The organism is Desulfosalsimonas propionicica, from assembly GCF_013761005.1.
Taxonomy (GTDB): domain Bacteria; phylum Desulfobacterota; class Desulfobacteria; order Desulfobacterales; family Desulfosalsimonadaceae; genus Desulfosalsimonas; species Desulfosalsimonas propionicica.
Map to the genome: position 1 here is coordinate 1 of NZ_JACDUS010000005.1, position 18,730 is coordinate 18,730.

The 18,730-nt window shown below is 55.6% G+C and carries 16 protein-coding genes; 5 read left to right on the forward strand and 11 right to left on the reverse strand.

The genetic code is table 11. The annotated features are described in order from the left end of the window. Positions 1–158: 158 nt before the first annotated feature. From HNR65_RS09940 to HNR65_RS09950, 3 genes are read right to left on the reverse strand one after another with little or no spacing between them, the layout of a single operon-like run. Positions 159–2,126: a transglutaminase TgpA family protein gene (locus HNR65_RS09940; protein ID WP_181551357.1), complete on the reverse strand. Its 1,968-nt coding sequence runs from the start codon at positions 2,124–2,126 to the stop codon at positions 159–161. Next, complete coding sequence (locus tag HNR65_RS09945; RefSeq protein WP_181551358.1) at positions 2,123–3,022, reverse strand: DUF58 domain-containing protein; 900 nt, start codon at positions 3,020–3,022, stop codon at positions 2,123–2,125. The genes HNR65_RS09940 and HNR65_RS09945 overlap by 4 nt, the downstream gene beginning before the upstream one ends. A gap of 59 nt (positions 3,023–3,081) precedes the next feature. Continuing rightward, a complete protein-coding gene (locus HNR65_RS09950) occupies positions 3,082–4,032 on the reverse strand; it encodes an AAA family ATPase (RefSeq protein WP_232364741.1) in 951 nt (316 codons plus the stop codon). A 1,040-nt stretch (positions 4,033–5,072) separates the two neighbouring features. On the opposite strand from HNR65_RS09950, the gene HNR65_RS09955 reads away from it, so the two are divergent. From HNR65_RS09955 to dinB, 3 genes are read left to right on the forward strand one after another with little or no spacing between them, the layout of a single operon-like run. Further along, positions 5,073–6,407 carry an amidohydrolase gene (locus HNR65_RS09955; RefSeq protein ID WP_181551359.1) on the forward strand — a complete coding sequence of 445 codons (1,335 nt, stop codon included), beginning with the start codon at positions 5,073–5,075 and terminating at the stop codon, positions 6,405–6,407. A 9-nt stretch (positions 6,408–6,416) separates the two neighbouring features. After that, entirely contained in the window at positions 6,417–8,129 is a 1,713-nt protein-coding gene (ade, locus tag HNR65_RS09960; protein WP_181551360.1) for an adenine deaminase, read from the forward strand. Positions 8,130–8,156: 27 nt separating this feature from the next. Next, positions 8,157–9,341: a DNA polymerase IV gene (gene dinB / locus HNR65_RS09965; RefSeq protein ID WP_181551361.1), complete on the forward strand. Its 1,185-nt coding sequence runs from the start codon at positions 8,157–8,159 to the stop codon at positions 9,339–9,341. 554 nt (positions 9,342–9,895) lie between these two features. Here dinB and HNR65_RS09970 read toward each other — a convergent pair. The 6 genes from HNR65_RS09970 to HNR65_RS18165 all read right to left on the reverse strand — a co-directional run bounded on the left by HNR65_RS09970 (position 9,896) and on the right by HNR65_RS18165 (position 14,820). Next, entirely contained in the window at positions 9,896–11,146 is a 1,251-nt protein-coding gene (locus HNR65_RS09970; protein ID WP_181551362.1) for a class I tRNA ligase family protein, read from the reverse strand. Positions 11,147–11,261: 115 nt separating this feature from the next. Then, positions 11,262–11,771, reverse strand: coding sequence for a DUF2062 domain-containing protein (locus tag HNR65_RS09975; RefSeq protein ID WP_181551363.1), 510 nt, complete (start codon positions 11,769–11,771; stop codon positions 11,262–11,264). A gap of 18 nt (positions 11,772–11,789) precedes the next feature. Continuing rightward, positions 11,790–12,560 (reverse strand): DUF364 domain-containing protein, encoded by a 771-nt coding sequence (locus HNR65_RS09980; protein ID WP_181551364.1) that lies wholly within the window; start codon positions 12,558–12,560, stop codon positions 11,790–11,792. 13 nt (positions 12,561–12,573) lie between these two features. Continuing rightward, the gene (locus tag HNR65_RS09985) at positions 12,574–13,752 is read right to left on the reverse strand and encodes a metallophosphoesterase (RefSeq protein WP_181551365.1); all 1,179 of its coding nucleotides are present in this window, start codon (positions 13,750–13,752) and stop codon (positions 12,574–12,576) included. 69 nt (positions 13,753–13,821) lie between these two features. Next, the gene (locus HNR65_RS09990; RefSeq protein ID WP_181551366.1) at positions 13,822–14,253 is read right to left on the reverse strand and encodes a PPC domain-containing DNA-binding protein; all 432 of its coding nucleotides are present in this window, start codon (positions 14,251–14,253) and stop codon (positions 13,822–13,824) included. 63 nt (positions 14,254–14,316) lie between these two features. Beyond that, a complete protein-coding gene (locus tag HNR65_RS18165; RefSeq protein WP_181551367.1) occupies positions 14,317–14,820 on the reverse strand; it encodes a rubrerythrin family protein in 504 nt (167 codons plus the stop codon). A 303-nt stretch (positions 14,821–15,123) separates the two neighbouring features. Between HNR65_RS18165 and HNR65_RS10000 the strand changes: the two genes are divergently transcribed. Together HNR65_RS10000 and HNR65_RS10005 are read left to right on the forward strand one after the other, a co-directional pair. After that, positions 15,124–15,999: a 3-hydroxyacyl-CoA dehydrogenase family protein gene (locus HNR65_RS10000; protein ID WP_181551368.1), complete on the forward strand. Its 876-nt coding sequence runs from the start codon at positions 15,124–15,126 to the stop codon at positions 15,997–15,999. A gap of 53 nt (positions 16,000–16,052) precedes the next feature. Beyond that, positions 16,053–17,261: a thiolase family protein gene (locus tag HNR65_RS10005; protein WP_181551369.1), complete on the forward strand. Its 1,209-nt coding sequence runs from the start codon at positions 16,053–16,055 to the stop codon at positions 17,259–17,261. Between the two features lie 99 nt (positions 17,262–17,360). Here HNR65_RS10005 and sugE read toward each other — a convergent pair whose 3' ends face one another. Next, positions 17,361–17,681, reverse strand: coding sequence for a quaternary ammonium compound efflux SMR transporter SugE (gene sugE / locus HNR65_RS10010; RefSeq protein ID WP_181551370.1), 321 nt, complete (start codon positions 17,679–17,681; stop codon positions 17,361–17,363). 22 nt (positions 17,682–17,703) lie between these two features. Further along, the gene (locus HNR65_RS10015) at positions 17,704–18,336 is read right to left on the reverse strand and encodes a DUF1638 domain-containing protein (protein ID WP_181551371.1); all 633 of its coding nucleotides are present in this window, start codon (positions 18,334–18,336) and stop codon (positions 17,704–17,706) included. Positions 18,337–18,730: the final 394 nt, after the last annotated feature.

The following is an 18,730-nucleotide window of genomic DNA, read 5'->3' on the forward strand; positions in this document are numbered from 1 at the left end:
AGTTCTTGGCGAAGCGGAGCGGCCGCGGCCGAATTACTTCGGCCGCAGCGAAGCAAGCCTTAGAACTGCCCGGCCCGAGTGCGCGAACGCCAGGGCGGCACCACCCCATAGCCCACGCTCAAACGGTTGTTTTGGATTTCCGGTTTTCAGACAAAACTTTAGACAGGCGGCTTGTCTTTTGCCGGGTCAAAGGCCCGGATTTTGGCGATGAATTGTTTGCGGGTGTTTTGCCCTGCTGCCGGCCGGTAACGAAGGGCGATATAAAGGCGGGTGATTTCATGCACGGGTTTTTCCAGATCCGGGCGTTTTTCCGCAATATATTCGGCGAATTCGAGGGGGCCCATGTGTTGTGGCCGGACAATGGCGACCCGGGCCATTTTTGAGCAGAATTTTTCATAATACCGGGCTTCTGGCGCTGTTTTTTTTCGGGCGGCCCGGTTTTGCAACCGGGCGTGGAGCCAAAACAGGCCTGCTGCGCCGGCTGCGGCCGCCAGGAGCATTAGAAAAGGGCCTTTCCAGGATCGGGTGTCAATGCCCAGGGCTTTTAGCAGGTCCTGTTGCTGCTGTTTGGAATAAGCCGAAAACCAAGCCTCCCATTGAAGGCCCATGGCGTCCCAGCCGAGCCGGACCTGGTCAATAAACGAGGTAATGGGTCGTAAGTATTTGCGGGCAAAATTTCCTCCCAGCTCCCCGGGCTGAAGCGAGCCGGCAGCCCCCTGGTCCAGGCGTTCCGGCGCCACTTCAAGGGTGGGATCCACCCGGGTCCATCCGTTTTCCGGATACCACACCTCCACCCAGACATGGGCGTCAGACTGCCGGATAATCAGGTATTGCGCCCAGGGATTGACCTGGCCGCCCAGGTATCCGCCCACAATGCGCGCCGGCACCCCGGCTGCCCGCATCAGAAAGGCAAAGGCGGATGCATAATGCTCGCAATAGCCCTTGCGGGATTCAAACAGGAAATCGTCAACCGGATTATGTCCCAAAAGCGGGGGCTGCAGGGTGTAGGCAAAGTTGTTGTCCCTGAGAAAAGAAAGTGCATTTTCGACAATTTCCCCAAATCCCGTGGAATTTTCCGCCAGGTCCGCAGCCAGGTCCCGGGCCCGGGGGTTGGTTTCTTGCGGCAGGTTCAGGGCGTCTTTGACCCCGTAATCCACCGTGGCGGTGTTATACCGGGTATAGGAACGCATTTGGTATCTGCGCTTGCGGGTGATGCTGCGCCTGGACACAACCGTGAAATCGCGCTTCAGGGTCGTCCGGCGCGAAGGGGCCTTTGCGGGCAGATCCAGGGCAAAGACCCATTGCTGGTTGTGGGGCTCAAGGGAAATGGTGTATTCCACTGAATCGCCGCCCTGGATGGATTGATTCAGTTTCGGGACCCGGTCTGCACTGTGCCAGGCCCGGCCGTCAAATCGTGAAAACACAACCCCACGCCAGTATCGCTGCTCCGGAAGAATCACCGGGCCGTCAAACTGCGCGCGAAAGGCCGGATCGTTGTTTTGCACCAGGTTTGCCACTGATCCCGGGCTGAGTTGATCGGAAAATCCGGTTTGGCCCAGATTGGTTTGTGAAAACCCCACCAGACTGCCTTCCAGGCGGGGAAACAGCAGAAAGAGCAAAATCATAAGGGGCAATGCCTGGGCCATGACAAGGCCTGCTCGCCGGGCGCTTGTTTTATACGCGCCAAGCGGATCATTGATGCGCACCAGGGCGGCTGTGGTCAGCAGCACAGAAAAAAACATATACAGGGTAATGGCAAAGGTCTCGGATCGCAGCAGGCTGCTGATGATGATAAAGTAGGCGATAAATACGGTAATCATCCGGTCCCGGTGGGTGCTGATTTCAAAAGGTTTTAACGCAGCCATCACTGCCAGCAGGCCCACGAATGCATCTGAGCCGAACCCGATGCCGTAGGTGGCCACAAGACCGGCTATGCCGGCCACAGAAAGCAGAATCCGCACCCTGCGCCCGGGTTGGGGCCAGCCGGTTCTCATGCATAACAGCAGATATGCCCACATGGCAGCACACCACGCGGTTATCCAGGGGGCCATCTGCAGGGTGTGGGGCAGGATGGCCGCAGCCAGTGCGGCTATCAGTGCAGGAAGGTATTTTTTTTCCGTATTCATTTGTCCCGGGGCTCCTGATTGATTCCAAACAGGGCAAGGGCTTTTAAGCACCTGTGGCGGTGGTCCCTGCCGCTGCCCGGTGCGATAAAGGATCCGGGCAGGTTCAGGCCGTATTCCATGTTTGCGTCCGCAGCTCTGCGCACCAGGTCGCAGAGCTGAGACAATCGTGTTTCCGTGTCCGGGCCGGTCATTTGTTCATAGTCAAACACCATGTTGCTGCGGCCGTGGCCGGCAAATTCCTTGGTAAACAGACCCTGGCCCCGGGACAGGGCCTTCCACGAAATCCGGCGGACCGGGTCACCCGGCTGATAGACTTTCAGGCCCAGAAAATCGTCTGTTCCGGACAGCAGCGGCGCGGAGTCCTGGTTTGTTCCCCCTTCTGCAATTTCACTGAATTCAAATGCCGCGGCAATGGGGTTGGGATAAACTGTGCAGAAACAATTGAGCCGAACCCGGGTCCATGCATAAAAAAGGCCCAGGGGAAAGCAAGTGGACACGGTCAGGGGACCCGGGACGAGCAGCCCCCGTTTTGGGGCGGCCACCCTGACCGAAATGCGGGCCTCGGCATCCGGGCTCAGGTTTTCAATAGCGGAGCCCGGGTTTTCAAAAAAAAATTCCAGGGCGTTTCGCCGGCGGCCTTCCGGCGATATTAGAAAGACAAACACGGCTGTTTCCTGTGCAAAAACAGGGCGGGCGGAAACAGATAAAATTTTTAACCCCTTCAGGTTGCGGTGAGTGTGGACCATGGACACAACCGCCATGGACCCGAGCAGAAACACCAGCAAAAAACCGAGGTTGTTGTTGTAATTAATGGAGCCGGCCAGCATGGCCGCCAGCACCAGCAGAAACATCAGTCCGTGCCGGGTGGGCAGAATATAGGTGTTTTTCCGGGCCACGGTTCAGGGCAGGTGCCGGACGGAAGCGGGATTTAAAAATTTTTCAAAAAAAGGCCATTTCAAAGCGGCACCGGGATTTCAGCCAGAATTTCCATTAACCGGTTTCTGCCGATTTCCGTGCGGTCCTGTCCGGATCGCAGCCGGTGGCCGGCCACCCAGGGCAGGATCTGCTGGAGATCTTCGGGCAGGGCATAATCCCGGCCATGCAGCCAGGCCCAGGAGCAGGCGGCCCGGATCATGGCCAGCCCGGCCCGGGGGGAAAGACCCACGTGAAAATGGTCGCTGGTGCGGGTGAAATACAGGATTTCCCGGACATAGTCCACAAAGGTGTCAGAGGTGTGCACGTTTTTGATCTTTTTCTGGATGGCCCGCACATCGTCTTTGTTCATATTTGCCTCAATGGTTTCCAGCGCGTCCTGCGTGCCCTGGCCTTTGAGGATCTGTTTTTCCGCGGCCCGGCTGGGATAGCCGATCTCGATGCGCATCAGGAAGCGGTCGAGCTGGGATTCGGGCAGGGGGAACGTGCCCGCGTATTCCAGGGGATTCTGGGTGGCAATGACGAAAAAGGGCGGCTCCAGGCGCCGGGTTTTGCCCTCAAAGGAGACCTGGCCTTCTTCCATGGCTTCGAGCAGTGCGCTCTGGGTTTTAGGCGTAGTCCGGTTGATTTCGTCTGCCAGCAGCACCTGGGTGAAAACCGGTCCCCGGTGAAAATGAAAGAGCCCGGTTTTCTGGTCGAATATGGATACCCCCAGGATGTCGCCGGGCAGCATGTCGCTTGTAAACTGCAGGCGCTGGAACTCCAGTCCCAGGCATTTGGCCAGGACCTTGGCCAGGGTGGTTTTGCCGATGCCCGGCAGATCCTCGATCAAAAGGTGGCCCTCGGCAAACAGGCAGGTCAGGGCAAGGCGCACCTGGGACTCCTTGCCGAGCATCACCTGGCTGATTTGCGCCACAATGGCTTCAAACTGCTCATTCATCTGCCGGTGCTGTGCTGTTAACGGGTTTTTCATGCTGCAATCCTTAAAGGTTTCGTAAAAAGCTGTTTACCGCGCCCGCTGTTTTTTCAGGAAGGAAGCCCTGCGGTCGGGGTCGGTTTTTTCGCTCCTGACCGTTTACGGATTCAGCCAATGCCTTCGCTAAAATTTACAAACTCGGCCTTTCGGCCTCAAACAGTTTGAAATTTTTACGCTCCGGCATTTGCTGAATTTTTTCGTAAACGCTCAATGTCGCTTCAAAAACCGACCCCGCCCTTGGACTTCCTTGGAAGTTGTTTATTCCGCTGCAGCGGTTTTTATGAAGAAAGGAAATCCATAAGCGCCCTGGCTGATCGGCGGCACGAAAAAGCAAGTTTCCTCGTTTCAGGAGCCTCCTGGAGCCTCAATTTCCGTTCGGAAACCCGCTTTTCCGTTTCGCCGTCAGGGTAACGGAGTACAATATTGGTATAGCGTAAAAAAGAGATTTCCATGGAAGTCGATTCCTTGGCTCTGTGATCATTTTGAGCGAGGTTAAATTTAACAGAAACCCTTTCCCAATGCCAGAACAGGTTGGCCAGGCCCGCAATCTTTCAGCGTTGGTTTGCATGCGTTCCCTGGCCGGATAACTTCAACAATTCCAGGGAAAAGCGGAATTTTGTATTGAAAGCAGAATGGATTTCATTTTAGATAAGAAAGTACGGATGAAATCGGCTTTGACAGAATGGCAAGAAGGTTTTATATGGTTTGATCCTTGTCAGGAAGGAAGCCCTGCAGTCGGGGTCGGTTTTTTTGGTCCTGATCGTTTACGGATTCATCAAATGCCTTCGCTCAAATTTACAAACTCGGCCTGCCGGCCTCAGACAGTTTGAAATTTTTACGCTCCGGCATTTGCTGAATTTTTCCGTAAACGCTCAATGTCGCTTCAAAAACCGACCCCGACCGCAGGGCTTCCTTGGAAGGGTTTTACCTGGGCCGAAGCCGGGGACCGGGCATTAACAGTAATTTTTTTGCGGTTACAGACAAGGTGTTTTGAGCGATAATCTTCCACTTTCGTCAGTGATACAAAGGAGGCGTTTTTGGGGCAGGCGGCTGATATTTTGATCCGCAATGCCGTGGTGGTTACGGTAAACCCGGATTTTGAAATCATTGAAAACGGGGCAGTGGCCATAAAAGACGGGCGAATTGATTTTGTGGGTTCTGATGGGGCCGGCAATCCCGCCGGAGCCCGGCAGGTCATTGATGCCTGCGGCGGCATTGTGATGCCGGGGCTTGTCAACACCCACACGCATCTTCCCATGTCTTTGTTCCGGGGCCTGGCCGATGACCTGGTCCTGGACAAATGGCTCACCAGCCATATTTTCCCGGCCGAGGCCGCCCATATCCATCCGGACACCGTGCAGGCGGCCACCCTGCTGTCATGTGCGGAAATGCTGTTGTCCGGTACCACCGCCTGTTGCGATGGTTATTTTTATGAAAATTTTGTGGCCGAAGCGGTTGCTAAAGCCGGGATCCGGGCTGTGCTCGGCCAGGGTGTCATTGATTTTCCGGCCCCTGACTGCCCGGAACCGGAAAAAAACATAGACACGGCCCAGGCGTTTGTGAACCAATGGAAGGGCAAAAATGCCCGAATCTCTCCGTCGATTTTCTGCCATTCCCCCTACACCTGCTCGGTGCGCACCCTGCAGCGGGCAAAACAGGCCGCAGACAAAGCAGGGGTGCTTTTCCAGATCCACGTGGCAGAGACCCGAAACGAGGGGGAAAACACCGGTATCGGCCAACTCCGGTCCGTGGCGGCCTATCTGGCGGATCTGGGGGTCCTGGGCCCAAACACCCTGGCGTCTCACTGCGTGTGGCTCAGCCCTGAAGATATTGCCATTTTTCAGGACACGGGCACAAAAGTCAGCCACAATCCCGAAAGCAACATGAAACTGGCCTCTGGCATCGCACCTGTGCCGGCCATGCTGGCCGCCGGTATTTGCGCGGGGTTGGGAACAGATGGCTGTGCCAGCAACAACAACCTGGACATGTTTGAAATCATGGAGTATGCCGCAAAACTCCACAAGGTCTCGGCCATGGACCCCATCGTGATGGATGCCGAAACCGTGGTTCGCATGGCCACCATACAGGGGGCGGAAAGCCTGGGCCTGGGTCATCTCATCGGCTCAGTGGAGCCGGGCAAGGCTGCTGATCTCATTGTCATTGACACCCGCCAGCCGCATCTGTGTCCCTTGTATCACCCGGAATCCCATCTGGTTTACGCTGTCCGCGGCGCAGATGTCTCCCATGTGCTGGTTGACGGGCAGCTCCTGGTGGAACGCGGTCGGCTGGTGGACATGGATGTTACAGCGGTCATGGCAGAAGTCAGCCGCATTGGCCAAAAGGTGGCGAAAACCGATAAACACCACCAATAGAGGAATCTCATGGACATTTCCGCCCTGATTGCTGCAGCCCGGGGTGCAGTACCCGCAGATCTGCTGATCACAGACGCCCGCATTGTCAACGTGTTTTCCGGGCAGATCTCCAATGGCAGCATTGCCATAAAAGACGGATATATTGCCGGTATCGGCGACTATCCGGCCCGGCAGATTGTTTCGGTCAGCAATGCTTATGTGTGCCCCGGCCTCGTTGATGCCCATGTACACATTGAAAGCGCCATGACCAGTGTTTCGCAATTTGTGCGGTCGGTTTTGCCCCGCGGGGTGACCACGGTTGTGGCAGATCCCCATGAAATCGCCAATGTCATGGGCACCGACGGCATTGCCTACATGCTGGCGGCGGCCGAAAAACAGCCCATGAATATCTATTTTACCCTGCCTTCATGCGTGCCGGCAACAGACATGGAAACCGCAGGTGCGGTGCTCGACGCCGGCAGTCTCATGCCCCTTTTGTCCCATCCGCGGGTTCTGGGTCTGGGCGAGATGATGAACTTTCCCGGAGTGATCAACGCCGATGCCAGGGTCCTGGAGAAAATCCGAGCGGCGGCGGATCATCACAAATCTGTGGAGGGGCATGCCCCGGGGCTTTCGGGAAAGGACCTGGCGGCCTACCTGGCCGCGGGCATGACAAGCGACCATGAATGCGTGTCTGCTGCAGAGGCCATGGAAAAGCTCAGCCTGGGTATGCACATCATGATCCGGGAGGCCACGGGCGCAAAAAATCTTGATGACCTGCTGCCGATTGTCAATGACAAAACCGCCGGTCGGATCATGTGGTGCACAGATGACCGCCATCCCCAGGATCTTTTAAATCAGGGCAGCATTGACCATATTATCAGGCGGGCCGTGGGAAGGGGCCTTGATCCGGTCACGGCCGTGTCTCTGGCCACCGTCAGCCCGGCTGCCTATTTCGGCCTGCACCGACTGGGGGCCATTGCTCCGGGCCGGCGGGCCGATCTGGTGGTGGTGCCGGATCTGGAGGATTTTGACGTTTCTTCGGTTTATTGCGCCGGGATTCTGGCGGCAGAAAACGGGGAGGCGGTTTTTCCCGATCCCGGGGCTGAACCCGCCAGTTATCCGGATTCCATGAATGTGGGCGATTCCGATCCGGATTTTGCAATCCCCGCCCGGGGCCGAAAGCTCCGGGTGATTGGTCTCTGCCCGGGCCAGATCACCACACAGGGCCGGATCCTGGATGCCCGGATAAAAGACGGCCATGCCGTGTCTGATCCGGGCCGGGATCTGATCAAGCTGGCTGTGGCGGAGCGGCACAAGGCCACCGGTAATATCGGCCTGGGGTTTGTCTCCGGCTTTGGGCTGCGCTCCGGGGCCATTGCCGGCAGCGTGGCCCACGATTCCCATAATATCATTGCCGCAGGTGTGGATGACGCAGACATCCGGGCTGCTGTCAGGGCCGTCATTGACATGGGCGGGGGATTGGCCGTGGCCGCGGATCAAAGGACGGCCGCGTCTTTGGCCCTTCCCATTGCCGGTCTCATGTCAGATCAACCCCTTTCTGGGGTGCAGGGCGGGATCGGAAAACTCAACCAGGCGGCCGCAGACCTGGGCTGTACATTGGCGGATCCGTTTATGGCGCTTTCCTTTCTGGCCCTGCCCGTGATCCCGGATCTGCGGCTTACGGACAAGGGATTGGTGGACGTGGCAAAGTTTGCCCGCGTCCCGTTGTTTGCGGATTGATATGAGGAAAAAATAAAAATTTCAGCCATGATTGTTCACGTGGACATGGACGCGTTTTTCGCGTCAGTGGAAAAAAAAGATGATTCTGCGCTGGCCGGCAGGTGCGTGATCGTGGGCGGGATCTCGGACCGGGGGGTGGTGTCTGCGGCCAGCTACGAGGCCAGAAAATTCGGGGTGCGCTCGGCCATGCCCATGTACCGGGCCCGCCGCCTGTGTGCTGAAGGGGTGTTTCTCGCCCCCCGGCCCTGGCGGTACAAGGAGATCTCCAGGCGGGTCATGGATGTTTTGTCCGGATTTTCCCCGCTGGTGGAGCCGGTGTCCATAGACGAGGCCTATCTGGATATCACCGGTTGCGGCCGTCTTCTGGGAGATCCGCAATCCATCGGCGCAAAGATCAAGCAGGCCGTCCGGCAGGACACGGGCCTTACCTGCTCGGTGGGCATCACGCCCCTGAAGTTTCTCTCCAAGATCGCATCGGATCTGGAAAAGCCCGACGGCCTGGTGGTGATTTCTGAAAAACAAACAGCCGATTTCATTTATAGCCTGCCAGTGCAGAAAGTGCCCGGTGTCGGACAGGTGGCCCGGGAAAAACTGCAGCGTATGGGCATTTCTACCCTGGGAGATGCGGCCGGCTATGACAAGGCTGTTTTGGTCCGGCATCTGGGCAGTTTCGGCACACGGCTCCATGAGCTTTCAACCGGTGTTGACCGCAGCCGGGTCAGCGCGGTGCGGCCGGTGAAATCCGTTAGTTCCGAACAGACCCTGGCCGCTGATACCCGGGATAAAAATGAATTGAAAACGCATCTTCTGGCCCATGCCGAAGATGTGGGCCGGCAGCTGCGGCGTCACCGCCTGCGGGCCAAAACCGTTTTCATCAAGATCAAGCATTCGGATTTCACCCAGGTCACCCGCCAGGCGCCCCTGGGCCAAAGGGGCAACTGCTCGGCCGTGTTATACCGCACCGGCGCGGACCTGCTGGATGCCTACAGTTTTGACAAACCCGTGCGCCTGGTGGGGCTGGGAGCGGCGGACCTGGCAGATGAGCGCACGCCGGTGCAGCAGTCCCTGTTTGCAGAAAACGGGTCTTTGCATGACAAATGGGAAAAGATCGATACAGCCATGGATGCCATCTGGGAAAAATACGGGGTGCGCAAAATCACCCGGGCCCGGGGCATGGATCCCCCGGACCCGGGCGGCGACAATCCGGCCTGAGCCCAACGGAAGACCATCGTCCCGGATGATGTTGTAGCCGTCGGGTTTTTCCTGTCATAAAAGCTTTTCAGGTCGCCTGGAAGTTTGTCAGGAAGGACGTCCGAAGGGCGGGGGTGGGTTTTTTGCTCCTGATCGTTTTTGCGGATTTAGCCAATGGCTCACGGTTTCAAGCAGTTTGAAATTTTTCCGGCACAGACTTTGGCTGAATTTTCCCGCAAAAACCCTCAATGTCGCTTCAAAAACCCGCCCCCGCCCTTCGGCGTCCTTGGCACCCGCGTCCAAATCCGATAACGCTGTAAAACACCACTCCATACCGATCAGTTTATATCGGCATTCAAATTCAAGGAACATCCCGGTAAAAAACAGTTTCTGGCACATATTTCCAGAGCACTGGCCATGAGCCGGGGCGGGGGTGGTTTGCGAGTCGCATTGAGCGCGCAAGCGGTCAGCAGGGAGCAAACCGCCACCGGGCCGGCATCATGCCAAAATTATAGAACCAAGCATTAGCAGCAACTTTTTTGAACTTACTTAGAAGGGGGAGGGGCAGCAGGTTTTCAGAGCAGGTGCAGCACCCGGTCGATGGCCCGGAGGCGGCTGTGGGCGGTTTGTGCGTCCTTTTGGGCAAGGTGTCCGGCTGCGGCTTTTTCGGCCAGGCCGCTGAGGGTGGTGTAGAGGCTGTCAAAGGCGTCTTTGACATTTAAGTCATCATTCATGGATTTTTCAAAACCGGTTTGCAGGTCCCGGACCAGGGTCCTGGCTTCGGGATCTGATGCGGCGGCAAATTTTGTCTGGGCTGTTAACCGCGCGGCCATTTCCCGAAACGTTTCCACCCGGCCCCGGGCCAGGTCCAGCTGGTCCCGGGTCATGTTCAGATTGTCCCGGTATCGGCCGTTAATCAGGAAAAAGCGGATGTGGCGGGGATGGTAGCCCTGGTTGTGCAGGTCTGTGACATAAACGATGTTGCCCCGGCTTTTGGACATCTTGGCGCCCTGGATGCGCACGTGACCGGCATGGAGCCAGAAAGGGGCCAGGGTTTTGCCCGATACTCCTTCCACCACGGCGATGTTGTAGTCATGGTGGCGGTAAATGTTGTCAATGCCTCCGCAGCAGATATCGAGTTCATAGCCGAGATGCTCGGTGATCATGGCCGGGTCCTGAACGTTCCATGCGGGCCGCCCCTTTCCCAGTGGCGTCTGCCAGAAGATATCCCCGTCAGATTTCCGCCAGGCCTTCCAAAGGATAAAATCGCCCAGGTTCCAGCGCTGGCCCGGGTAGGTGTCTTTTCTGAACCGCATTTTTCGGGCCGGCCACCTGGACATGTCCAGGCCGTAGAGCCGGCCGAACCCCTTGAATTTCAGGGGATCAAAAAAAACATCACTTTTGTGGAAATAGGCGGTGCTGTTTTCGAGCAGCCGCTGGATTAAAAACACAGCCTGATCCACGCAGGTGGTGGAACGGGCAATGGTTTCGGGAAGGCCGATGTTGAGCTGCCGGCAGTCTTCCAAAAACCGGTTGGCCACCGAGCCAGTGAGTTCTCCGAGGCTGATGCCCAGTTCATTGGCCCGGAAAATGGCCTTGTCTTCCATGTCCGTGAAGTTGATCAGCCGGTTTACCGTGTATCCCTGGTATTGCAGGTAACGCTGGAGAATGTCTTCAAACAGAAAGGTGCGATAGTTGCCGATATGGGGCCAGTTGTATATGGACGGCCCGCAGGTAAACAGCTTGACTTCTTTGTCCCCATGGCGGGGATCAAACCGCTGTTTTCTCCCGGTCATGGTGTTTTGCAGATACAGGTGTTCCGCCATGGCGTCTGTCCCGGCATTGGGGTGTATGGGTTATGAACGTATCATATTGATCATAACAGCCGTCCAAAATCGTGTCAAACCAGGGTGGGGCAATTTGTGCAAAAGATGCGGGAAGTTATTTTTTTTCTTTCCGGGATGCAAGATACCAGGCAATTCGGACAAATCCGTAACCGGCCAGGGCGGCAACAGATCCGAGCAACATACCGCCTGTCCACAGGTAGACGGCTTTGGTGAAAATATCCCGGATGCCCAGCTGCTCTTTTTCCACAAGACCCGAAAAGATCCACGGCAGTTTGCCCAGGCTGTGGTAGCCGATGTTATAGGCCATTTTGTAAAAGAAAATAATGGTCAGGGGATTGGTGATCCAGCAGGCAGCCAGGGCCACGGGCAGGTTGACGCGCAGCCAGAGGGCGCAAAATGCGGCAATGATCATCTGAAAGGGAATGGTGGGCGTAAAGGCCACAAACAGGCCCAGGGCCAGTCCGCCGGAAATGGTATAGCGGTCAATGTGCCAGATCTCCCTTGCAAAGAGGCGCTCTCCGAGCATTTTATGAATGCGTTCGCCCCGGAGCCGGTCCCTGGAAATCAGGTTGTTTTCAAGCCATGTTCGGATTCGGCGGGACAAAAAGACGGGCTTTCCTGTTTACAACAAAGGTTGCTTGGGTTTGCAGGCCGGGCGGTTGACTTTTTCAATAACACCTTTAAACCGGCGCATGCCCCCGCCTGCGCTGACAATGTGGAGAAGTTCTTCAGGCCTGGTGACAATGACGCCGGAAAGTCCGGTAATCGGGGTGTCTGCAAAGATTTCGGTGATCAGGGGTGTTGAGGCCCCCAGCACGATGACCTCCCGGCAGTTGCGCGTGTGGCCGATGAGATCATCAAAGCTGTGATTGATAATGGATGTGGCGGTGAGAAAACAGACCGTGCACTCGGGCAGCTTTTGAGGGATTTCCGATGACGGGCGCATACCCTGGGCGGGTGCGGCAATCTGCTCAAATATATTGAGTTCCGCGCCTGTATCCCGGAGCGGCTTGACCAGAGGGGCAAAATGACCCACCATGGCCACCCGGTCACTGCTTGTGACCCGGATTTTGGTCAGCACATCCCCGGTGTCCAGATCGGTATTGGGGGTGTTGACCAGGGCGTTGGCTGTGGCCAGCCCCACGGCGGTTTCAATGGGATCATCGGAATTGACAAGGGCCAGCAGCTGGTCTGCATTTTTGTCAATCAGGGGGAGCATGCCGGTAAACACCGTGCATCCCTTGTGCAGATGGGTTTTGGGCGTGGCTGCAAGGCCGGTCCGGCCGTTTTCGATCATCACTGCAGTATATCCCAGCCCGATGCGTACATCTTTTATTTGATGGGCTGGGGCTGTACCGGCTGCGTACTGGTATATGCGCTGATTGATTGTCATTTCTTGTCCTGTATCATTTTTCCATTTTTTTAACAAGCCGGATTACGGCAATTTCCGGCCGGCCGGCGGTTCGCATGGGCGGGCCCCAGGAGCCGATACCGGAGGTGGTGTAGAGGTATAACCCGTTGATTTTTTTTAGCCCGTAATCATGGCCCCGGTAAAGCCAGCGGGTCAGAAACTGCAGGGGAAAAATCTGCCCGCCATGCGTGTGGCCGGATACCTGAAGATCCGCGTTGAGTTCGCGGTTGGTGATAAAGCGCGTATCCGGCCTCCAGTAGTTGGCCATGTGGCGATCCCGGAGGGAGTCTTTATGAATACCCATTTCCGTGGGTGTATGAAACATTACAATCCGTAACGTCCCGGGTGTTTTTTCCCTTGCAAAATTGCCCAGACCGGCAACAGCAGCGATGCCCGGGTAGCTGACGCCCACGAGTTCAAGCCCGCTGATGGCCACGGCTTCATTGTGGAGAATCCGAAGGGGTGTGTTTTGGATCAGACGCAATGATTTTTCAATGCCCACGTAATGCTCGTGGTTGCCTGTGACAAAAAACACGCCGTGCCGGGCTTGCAGGTCGTTTAGGGGTTTGAGGTTGTCTTTATAGGCCCCGCCCATGCCGTCGACAAGATCTCCGGTGATCAGCACCAGATCCGGCTGCAGGCTGTTGACAATATTGACTGTGCGCCGCGCAAATCCCTGCTGGTTCATCAGGCCCAGGTGCATGTCGGAAAGCACTGCTATTTTAGTGTTTTTCCAGTCTTCGGGCAGTTCGGCAACCGGGACGGACACGTAACGGACAACTGGATGAAAGGCCGCCCAGATGCCATAGCCCGAAGCCGTGACCGCAAGGGCCAGCATTACCATGCCGATGCCTTTGGACGGCAGCTCAACCCCGGCCAGTCGACTGATGCCCAGCAGAATCCAGGCGGCGGCTGCAGCGCTCAGACTGTGGATCAAAAAACCGGTCCATACTGCTGCAAACCGGTAATAAGCGATGGTCCACGGATTTTCCCGCCAGTGGATGGCCACAAAAGCGCTGATAAAAGAAAAACTCAGCAGGACCATGGCGGCATACAACAGGTATCGGAACCCGGGGCGGCTGATCTGAAAAAAGGAAATGGCGCTTCGGAACACCGCATAATGCGATATCAGCATGATGCCGGTCAGGGTAAGGGCAAACAGGGCAAATCTCATGGCATTCCTGGCACCGGCTGGCTGCCCGGGGCATGCCTGCTGGTGTTTTATGGGCTTTTTGGCCGCTGGTTACATATCTGTGGACCAAAGGGGAAGGCCGGTTTCCTCGTCATATTTTCTTTCAAAAATCGCCCCGTCATAGCCCTCGATAATGAGTTCGCAGGCAAAAATTACGGTGCCCTGGGCAAGGTGGCCCCCGTAAGCGTTTCCGGCCCCGTCAGCCAGAGTGACATGGGCATGGACCATTGGCTGTCCGTCTTTTATGGATATGTTGCCGGAAAGCTTTGCGATCTCAAGGGGCTGATCCAGGGTGAAAAACTGGTACTCCCTTGTTTTCTGGTCATAATAGGCCAGCCGGGCCCGCTGGACTGCGCCGATGGCTTCCAGCCGCCCGAGGCGAATGTTTTTTTCCCTGCACAGGGCAGTGATTTCATCGAGCAGATCCGCACCATGGGTGAGCCGACCCATAAAGCGTTCTGCGGATTGGATTTTTTTCATCATGGTCATGGGATCCTGCCTTTCTCCCGCACATGGGGATGTTTTGGATTTGCTCGTCCCGGGTGTTTATTCCACGGTCTTGAATTTTTCCCTGGGAGCCCCGCATACCGGGCATTTCTCGGGTGCTTTTTTGTCTGTGACATACCCGCAGACCTGGCAGACCTGATAGGCCTTGACGGTGTTTTTGATGACCTGATAAAGGGCGCGCTCATAGAGTTTGGCATGATAGGCCTCGGCATCCCGGGCCTGGCCGAATGTTGTGGCGGCCTGGGTTTCGCCCTCGTCTTCGGCGGCCTTGATCATTTCCGGATACTCGTTTTCGCTGATGGACTGCTCGCGTTTAAAAGAATCGAGCAGGTTGGTATCCGTGTCCTTTACCAGCAGATCCCTGACCAGGTTTAAATGGCGCGTGGCATGTACCCGCTCGGCTTCGGCAACGGCCCTGAACAAAAGGGCAATCTGGGGGACCTCTTCTTCCTCGGCTTTCTCAGCATACGCCAGAAGCCTGAAATAGGCCTTGGCCTCGCCGATAAATGCCGTGTATACATTTTCTCTGGTTTTTTCCTTCATGAGTTCTCCTTGTGCTGCTGGCGGTCCGGTATAAAACTGCAAGGGCCTCCGGCGTTCTGGCAACGGCGGCCTGCTGTTTAACGCTATTTCCTTTTATCAATACCTTAACAGCAGCCGATTTTCAAGTCCGGTGCGCAGGTCCGTTCAAAAACAGGCTGATATAGGGTTTTTTCAATGAAATGGTTGTTCAGATATTTTAGCTCATGTTCATCAACAAAACTGTTGACCCATGGAAGTTTTGGCTGTTTAAATTAAATCTTTTCTAAAACCCAATAAACCGCAAACATGGAAGAAGGAGGCATTATGAACATTGACGACGTAAAAAACATTACCGTGGTCGGGGCCGGCAACATGGGGCATCAGATAGCCACCCTGTGCGCTATCAAGGGGTATAAAACCGTCTGCACCGACGTCAAGGAAGATGTGCTCAAAAAGGCTGAGGCCTTTGTAGACAAGTATCTGCCCGGCCGGGTCAAAAAGGGCAAACTCACCGAGGAGCAGGCTATGCAGGCCAGGAACAACATTCGGTTTACCCAGAGCCTCGATGATGCAGCCAAAGAAGCCGATTATGTGATTGAGGCCGTGCTGGAGGTGGTGGACCTGAAGAGAAAGATTTTTGCCGACCTGGACCGGATTACGCCGGAGCATGCCATTCTGGCCACCAACAGCTCCTTTATTGTCAGCTCCAAAATCGCTGATGCCACAAAGCGGCCGGAAAAAGTGTGCAATTTGCATTTTTTCAATCCCGCCCTGGTCATGAAACTGGTGGAAGTGGTCCAGGGTCCCCATACCGGCGATGAAACAGTGGAAATCTCCATGGATCTGTGCCGGAACCTGGAAAAGGTCCCCGTGCATCTGAAAAAGGAAGTGGACGGATTTCTGCTCAATCGCATATTCCGCGCAATTAACCATGAAGCCCTATGGCTGCTGGACATGGGCGTTGCCTCTGTCGAAGACATTGACAAAGCTTGCGTCTACGGCGCAGGCCATCCCATGGGGCCCTTCCGTTTAAACGATCTCACAGGCATTGACCTGGCCTACACCATGGCCATGGAAAGCTTCAAGGCCACCGGCGATCCTGCCCAGCGTCCTTCGCCCAGCGTGGTGGAGCATTACGTCAAGGGGGAATACGGTGAGAAGACCGGCAAGGGCTGGTATGACTATTCCGATAAGCAATAACTGTCTGAAGCCGGCGGCAGCGGCCGGATATATATTCCAATAAAGGAGTCAGTATGCCTGAAAGAGAAATTGTTTTTGTTGATGCCGTGCGCACGGCATTCGGGCGCATGGGGGGCACCCTCCGGGATGTTTTCTGCTCCAAGCTCGGCGGCATTGCCCTGAAAGGACTGCTGGACAAAACCGGGATTGCCGAAAAAGCGCATGTGGATACTGTGATGGCCGGTTCAGCCGCCCATTGCTCCCATGCGCTGAACCCGGCCCGCTGGGCCGCCTTGTATTCGGGCCTTCCATATGAAACTTCGGCCTCTTACGTGGAGATGCAGTGCGGTTCTGCCATTGATTCCATCAATCATGCCGCCTGGAAGATGCTCGCCGGCCAGGCCGATATCGTGATTGCCGGCGGCATGGAATCCTACAGCCAGGTGGCGGCAAAGTTTTCCATGTCCACCCCGCCCTACAAGCTGATTCCGCCAATGCCGATTCAGCAGCAGCTTTCTCCTGTACCGGAAGAATGCATTGGCATGGGTTTGACCGCGGAAAACCTGCAGCAAATGTATCATATTTCAAGGCAGGCTTCTGATGAGTTTGCCTATAACAGCCAGATGCGGGCCAGGGCCGCCATGGAGGCCGGTTATTTCAAAGACGAGATTGTGCCGGTGACCTTCCCGGCGACCCGAAAAACCCCGGAAGTGGTTTTTGACACAGACGAGCATCCCCGGTTTGAGACCACACTGGAAGCCCTTGCCAAGCTGCCGCCCGCCTTTAGCAAAGAGGGGACCGTGACGGCCGGAAACGCCTCGGGCAGAAACGACGGTGCGGCATTCGTGCTGATGATGACCCGGCAGAAGGCCCAAGAGCTGGGCTATGAGCCCATGGCCAAATGGCTTGCAGGTGCGGATTACGGCTGCGATCCCAGGATCATGGGCATCGCCCCGGCTCACGCCGTGCCCAGGGCGCTTTCCCGGGCCGGGCTGAAGCTTTCCCAGATGGATCACATGGAATGCAATGAGGCTTTTGCGGTCCAGAACCTGGCGGTGATCAAGGAAATAGAAAACCAGACCGGTGAGAAGGTGGACATGGAAAAGTGGAATCCCCTGGGCGGGGCCATTGCCTTTGGCCATCCCAACGGTGCATCCGGTGCCCGGGTGGGCATGTTTGCCATGCGCACCCTGATTCGCAACGGCGGCCGGTATGGATTTTTCAGCTCCTGCTGCGGCGGGGGACTGGGCGTTGCCACAGTGATTGAAAACCTGCAGCGGTAATTTTTTAAATCAGGATAAAAAGCCAGGAACAGATACTTCCGGCAGAGGCCGGCGGGTTTGTTTCTGGCTTTTTTTGTAACCCGTAACACCTGTGTATGATCAGGACGGCGTTGCCAGCTTGAGCCCGATGATTCCGGCAACGATCAAGCCAATGCTGATGAGCCGGCCGGCGCCGGCCGGCTCATCAAATAGTGCAATGCCCAGAATCACGGTGCCCACCGCGCCAATGCCCACCCATACTGCATATGCGGTTCCAACGGGCAGACTTTTCATGGCCAGCCCCAGCAGCCACACGCTGGCAAGCATTGCCAAAAGGGTCCACACGCTTGGCCACAGCCGGGTAAACCCCTGGGTGTATTTCAATCCAATGGCCCAGCCGGTTTCAAATAAGCCGGCAAGAATCAGAACAATCCAAACCATGGGTTAATTTTCTGCCTTTATTTCAGCCTGCCAGGGCAATGGCCTGCTCCTCAAGAAGGGATTTGAATCGCTCGAGGGTAATGGGGCAGGGCTGGATGGGAATGCCCATCCAGTCCGAATATTCCAGCAGTTCCTCGGGCTTTTCCGCCATGTACTGGTCCATAAAACCGATGGCGTCGAGTACCATGGCGCCGCCGGTATGTTTGGGAAAATTTTCATTGGCCAGCCCCTTGTCCCATCCCTTGTATACCTGATGGCGGAATTTGATCCATCCAGGGGTGAGCCACAACACCTTTTCCCCGTTTGCCAGCTCCTGTCGCTGTTCTTTGCCCGCGAGCATGTCCATGCAATGGGTGGCGTTAATCCGGGCAATATGGCCGCCCTGTTCATGGATAATCGTGTCAATGGTTCGGGTAACGTCACCGGTATTGACATAGCAGAACTTCCCGCCGTAGACAACAAGGATTTTTTCGGTTTTTTCCTGTGCTTTTCGGATCTTATCAGTGAGCTGTTTTTCCAGTTCCCGGGGGTCTTCATGAAGTCCGGGTGTGGTGAAGTACAAATGCGCCGGGTTTAAGAATCCTTCCTGGCGCAGGTAATTGAGTTCCGGGCTCAGTGTGCCGCAAGATACAATGGCGATGTTTTCAAAATTCATGATCAAAGCCTTTATCCTTTTCAAGGTTTGGGTTTGGATGTCATTCAAACGCTTTTTTTTCTTTTTGTTAATAAAATATACAAAATTGATGCCAGTATGCCCAATATGGGGTGGAATGGAGGTAATTTACCTTTATTTCAAAAAGTTATTCTTTGTTTAAATGAGGATTCAGTCATGCGGCTGTTTTTTGCTGCCGTGGCGCAAAACGGTATATAACGTTAGGTAGCGGTATTGGATAAAATCAAATTCGGGTTTGCTGTGTTGTTGAAACCCTGTTTTCAATATCGTACAAACTGTGATAATCAAAGAATAAGGAACAAAGTGTGATGGCACCGTAAAAGTCCAATATCTGCGTTACGCGCGATTTCTCAGAATTTCACGTACGGCTAAGTAC

What these genes read in the sequence shown, in the direction of transcription:
- HNR65_RS09940 (WP_181551357.1), bottom strand. Translation starts at nt 2,126, where the DNA reads ATGAATACGGAAAAAAAATACCTTCCTGCACTGATAGCCGCACTGGCT.
- HNR65_RS09950 (WP_232364741.1), bottom strand. Translation starts at nt 4,032, where the DNA reads ATGAAAAACCCGTTAACAGCACAGCACCGGCAGATGAATGAGCAGTTT.
- ade (WP_181551360.1), top strand. Translation starts at nt 6,417, where the DNA reads ATGGACATTTCCGCCCTGATTGCTGCAGCCCGGGGTGCAGTACCCGCA.
- dinB (WP_181551361.1), top strand. Translation starts at nt 8,157, where the DNA reads ATGATTGTTCACGTGGACATGGACGCGTTTTTCGCGTCAGTGGAAAAA.
- HNR65_RS09970 (WP_181551362.1), bottom strand. Translation starts at nt 11,146, where the DNA reads ATGGCGGAACACCTGTATCTGCAAAACACCATGACCGGGAGAAAACAG.
- HNR65_RS09980 (WP_181551364.1), bottom strand. Translation starts at nt 12,560, where the DNA reads ATGACAATCAATCAGCGCATATACCAGTACGCAGCCGGTACAGCCCCA.
- HNR65_RS09985 (WP_181551365.1), bottom strand. Translation starts at nt 13,752, where the DNA reads ATGAGATTTGCCCTGTTTGCCCTTACCCTGACCGGCATCATGCTGATA.
- HNR65_RS09990 (WP_181551366.1), bottom strand. Translation starts at nt 14,253, where the DNA reads ATGATGAAAAAAATCCAATCCGCAGAACGCTTTATGGGTCGGCTCACC.
- HNR65_RS18165 (WP_181551367.1), bottom strand. Translation starts at nt 14,820, where the DNA reads ATGAAGGAAAAAACCAGAGAAAATGTATACACGGCATTTATCGGCGAG.
- HNR65_RS10000 (WP_181551368.1), top strand. Translation starts at nt 15,124, where the DNA reads ATGAACATTGACGACGTAAAAAACATTACCGTGGTCGGGGCCGGCAAC.
- HNR65_RS10005 (WP_181551369.1), top strand. Translation starts at nt 16,053, where the DNA reads ATGCCTGAAAGAGAAATTGTTTTTGTTGATGCCGTGCGCACGGCATTC.
- sugE (WP_181551370.1), bottom strand. Translation starts at nt 17,681, where the DNA reads ATGGTTTGGATTGTTCTGATTCTTGCCGGCTTATTTGAAACCGGCTGG.
- HNR65_RS10015 (WP_181551371.1), bottom strand. Translation starts at nt 18,336, where the DNA reads ATGAATTTTGAAAACATCGCCATTGTATCTTGCGGCACACTGAGCCCG.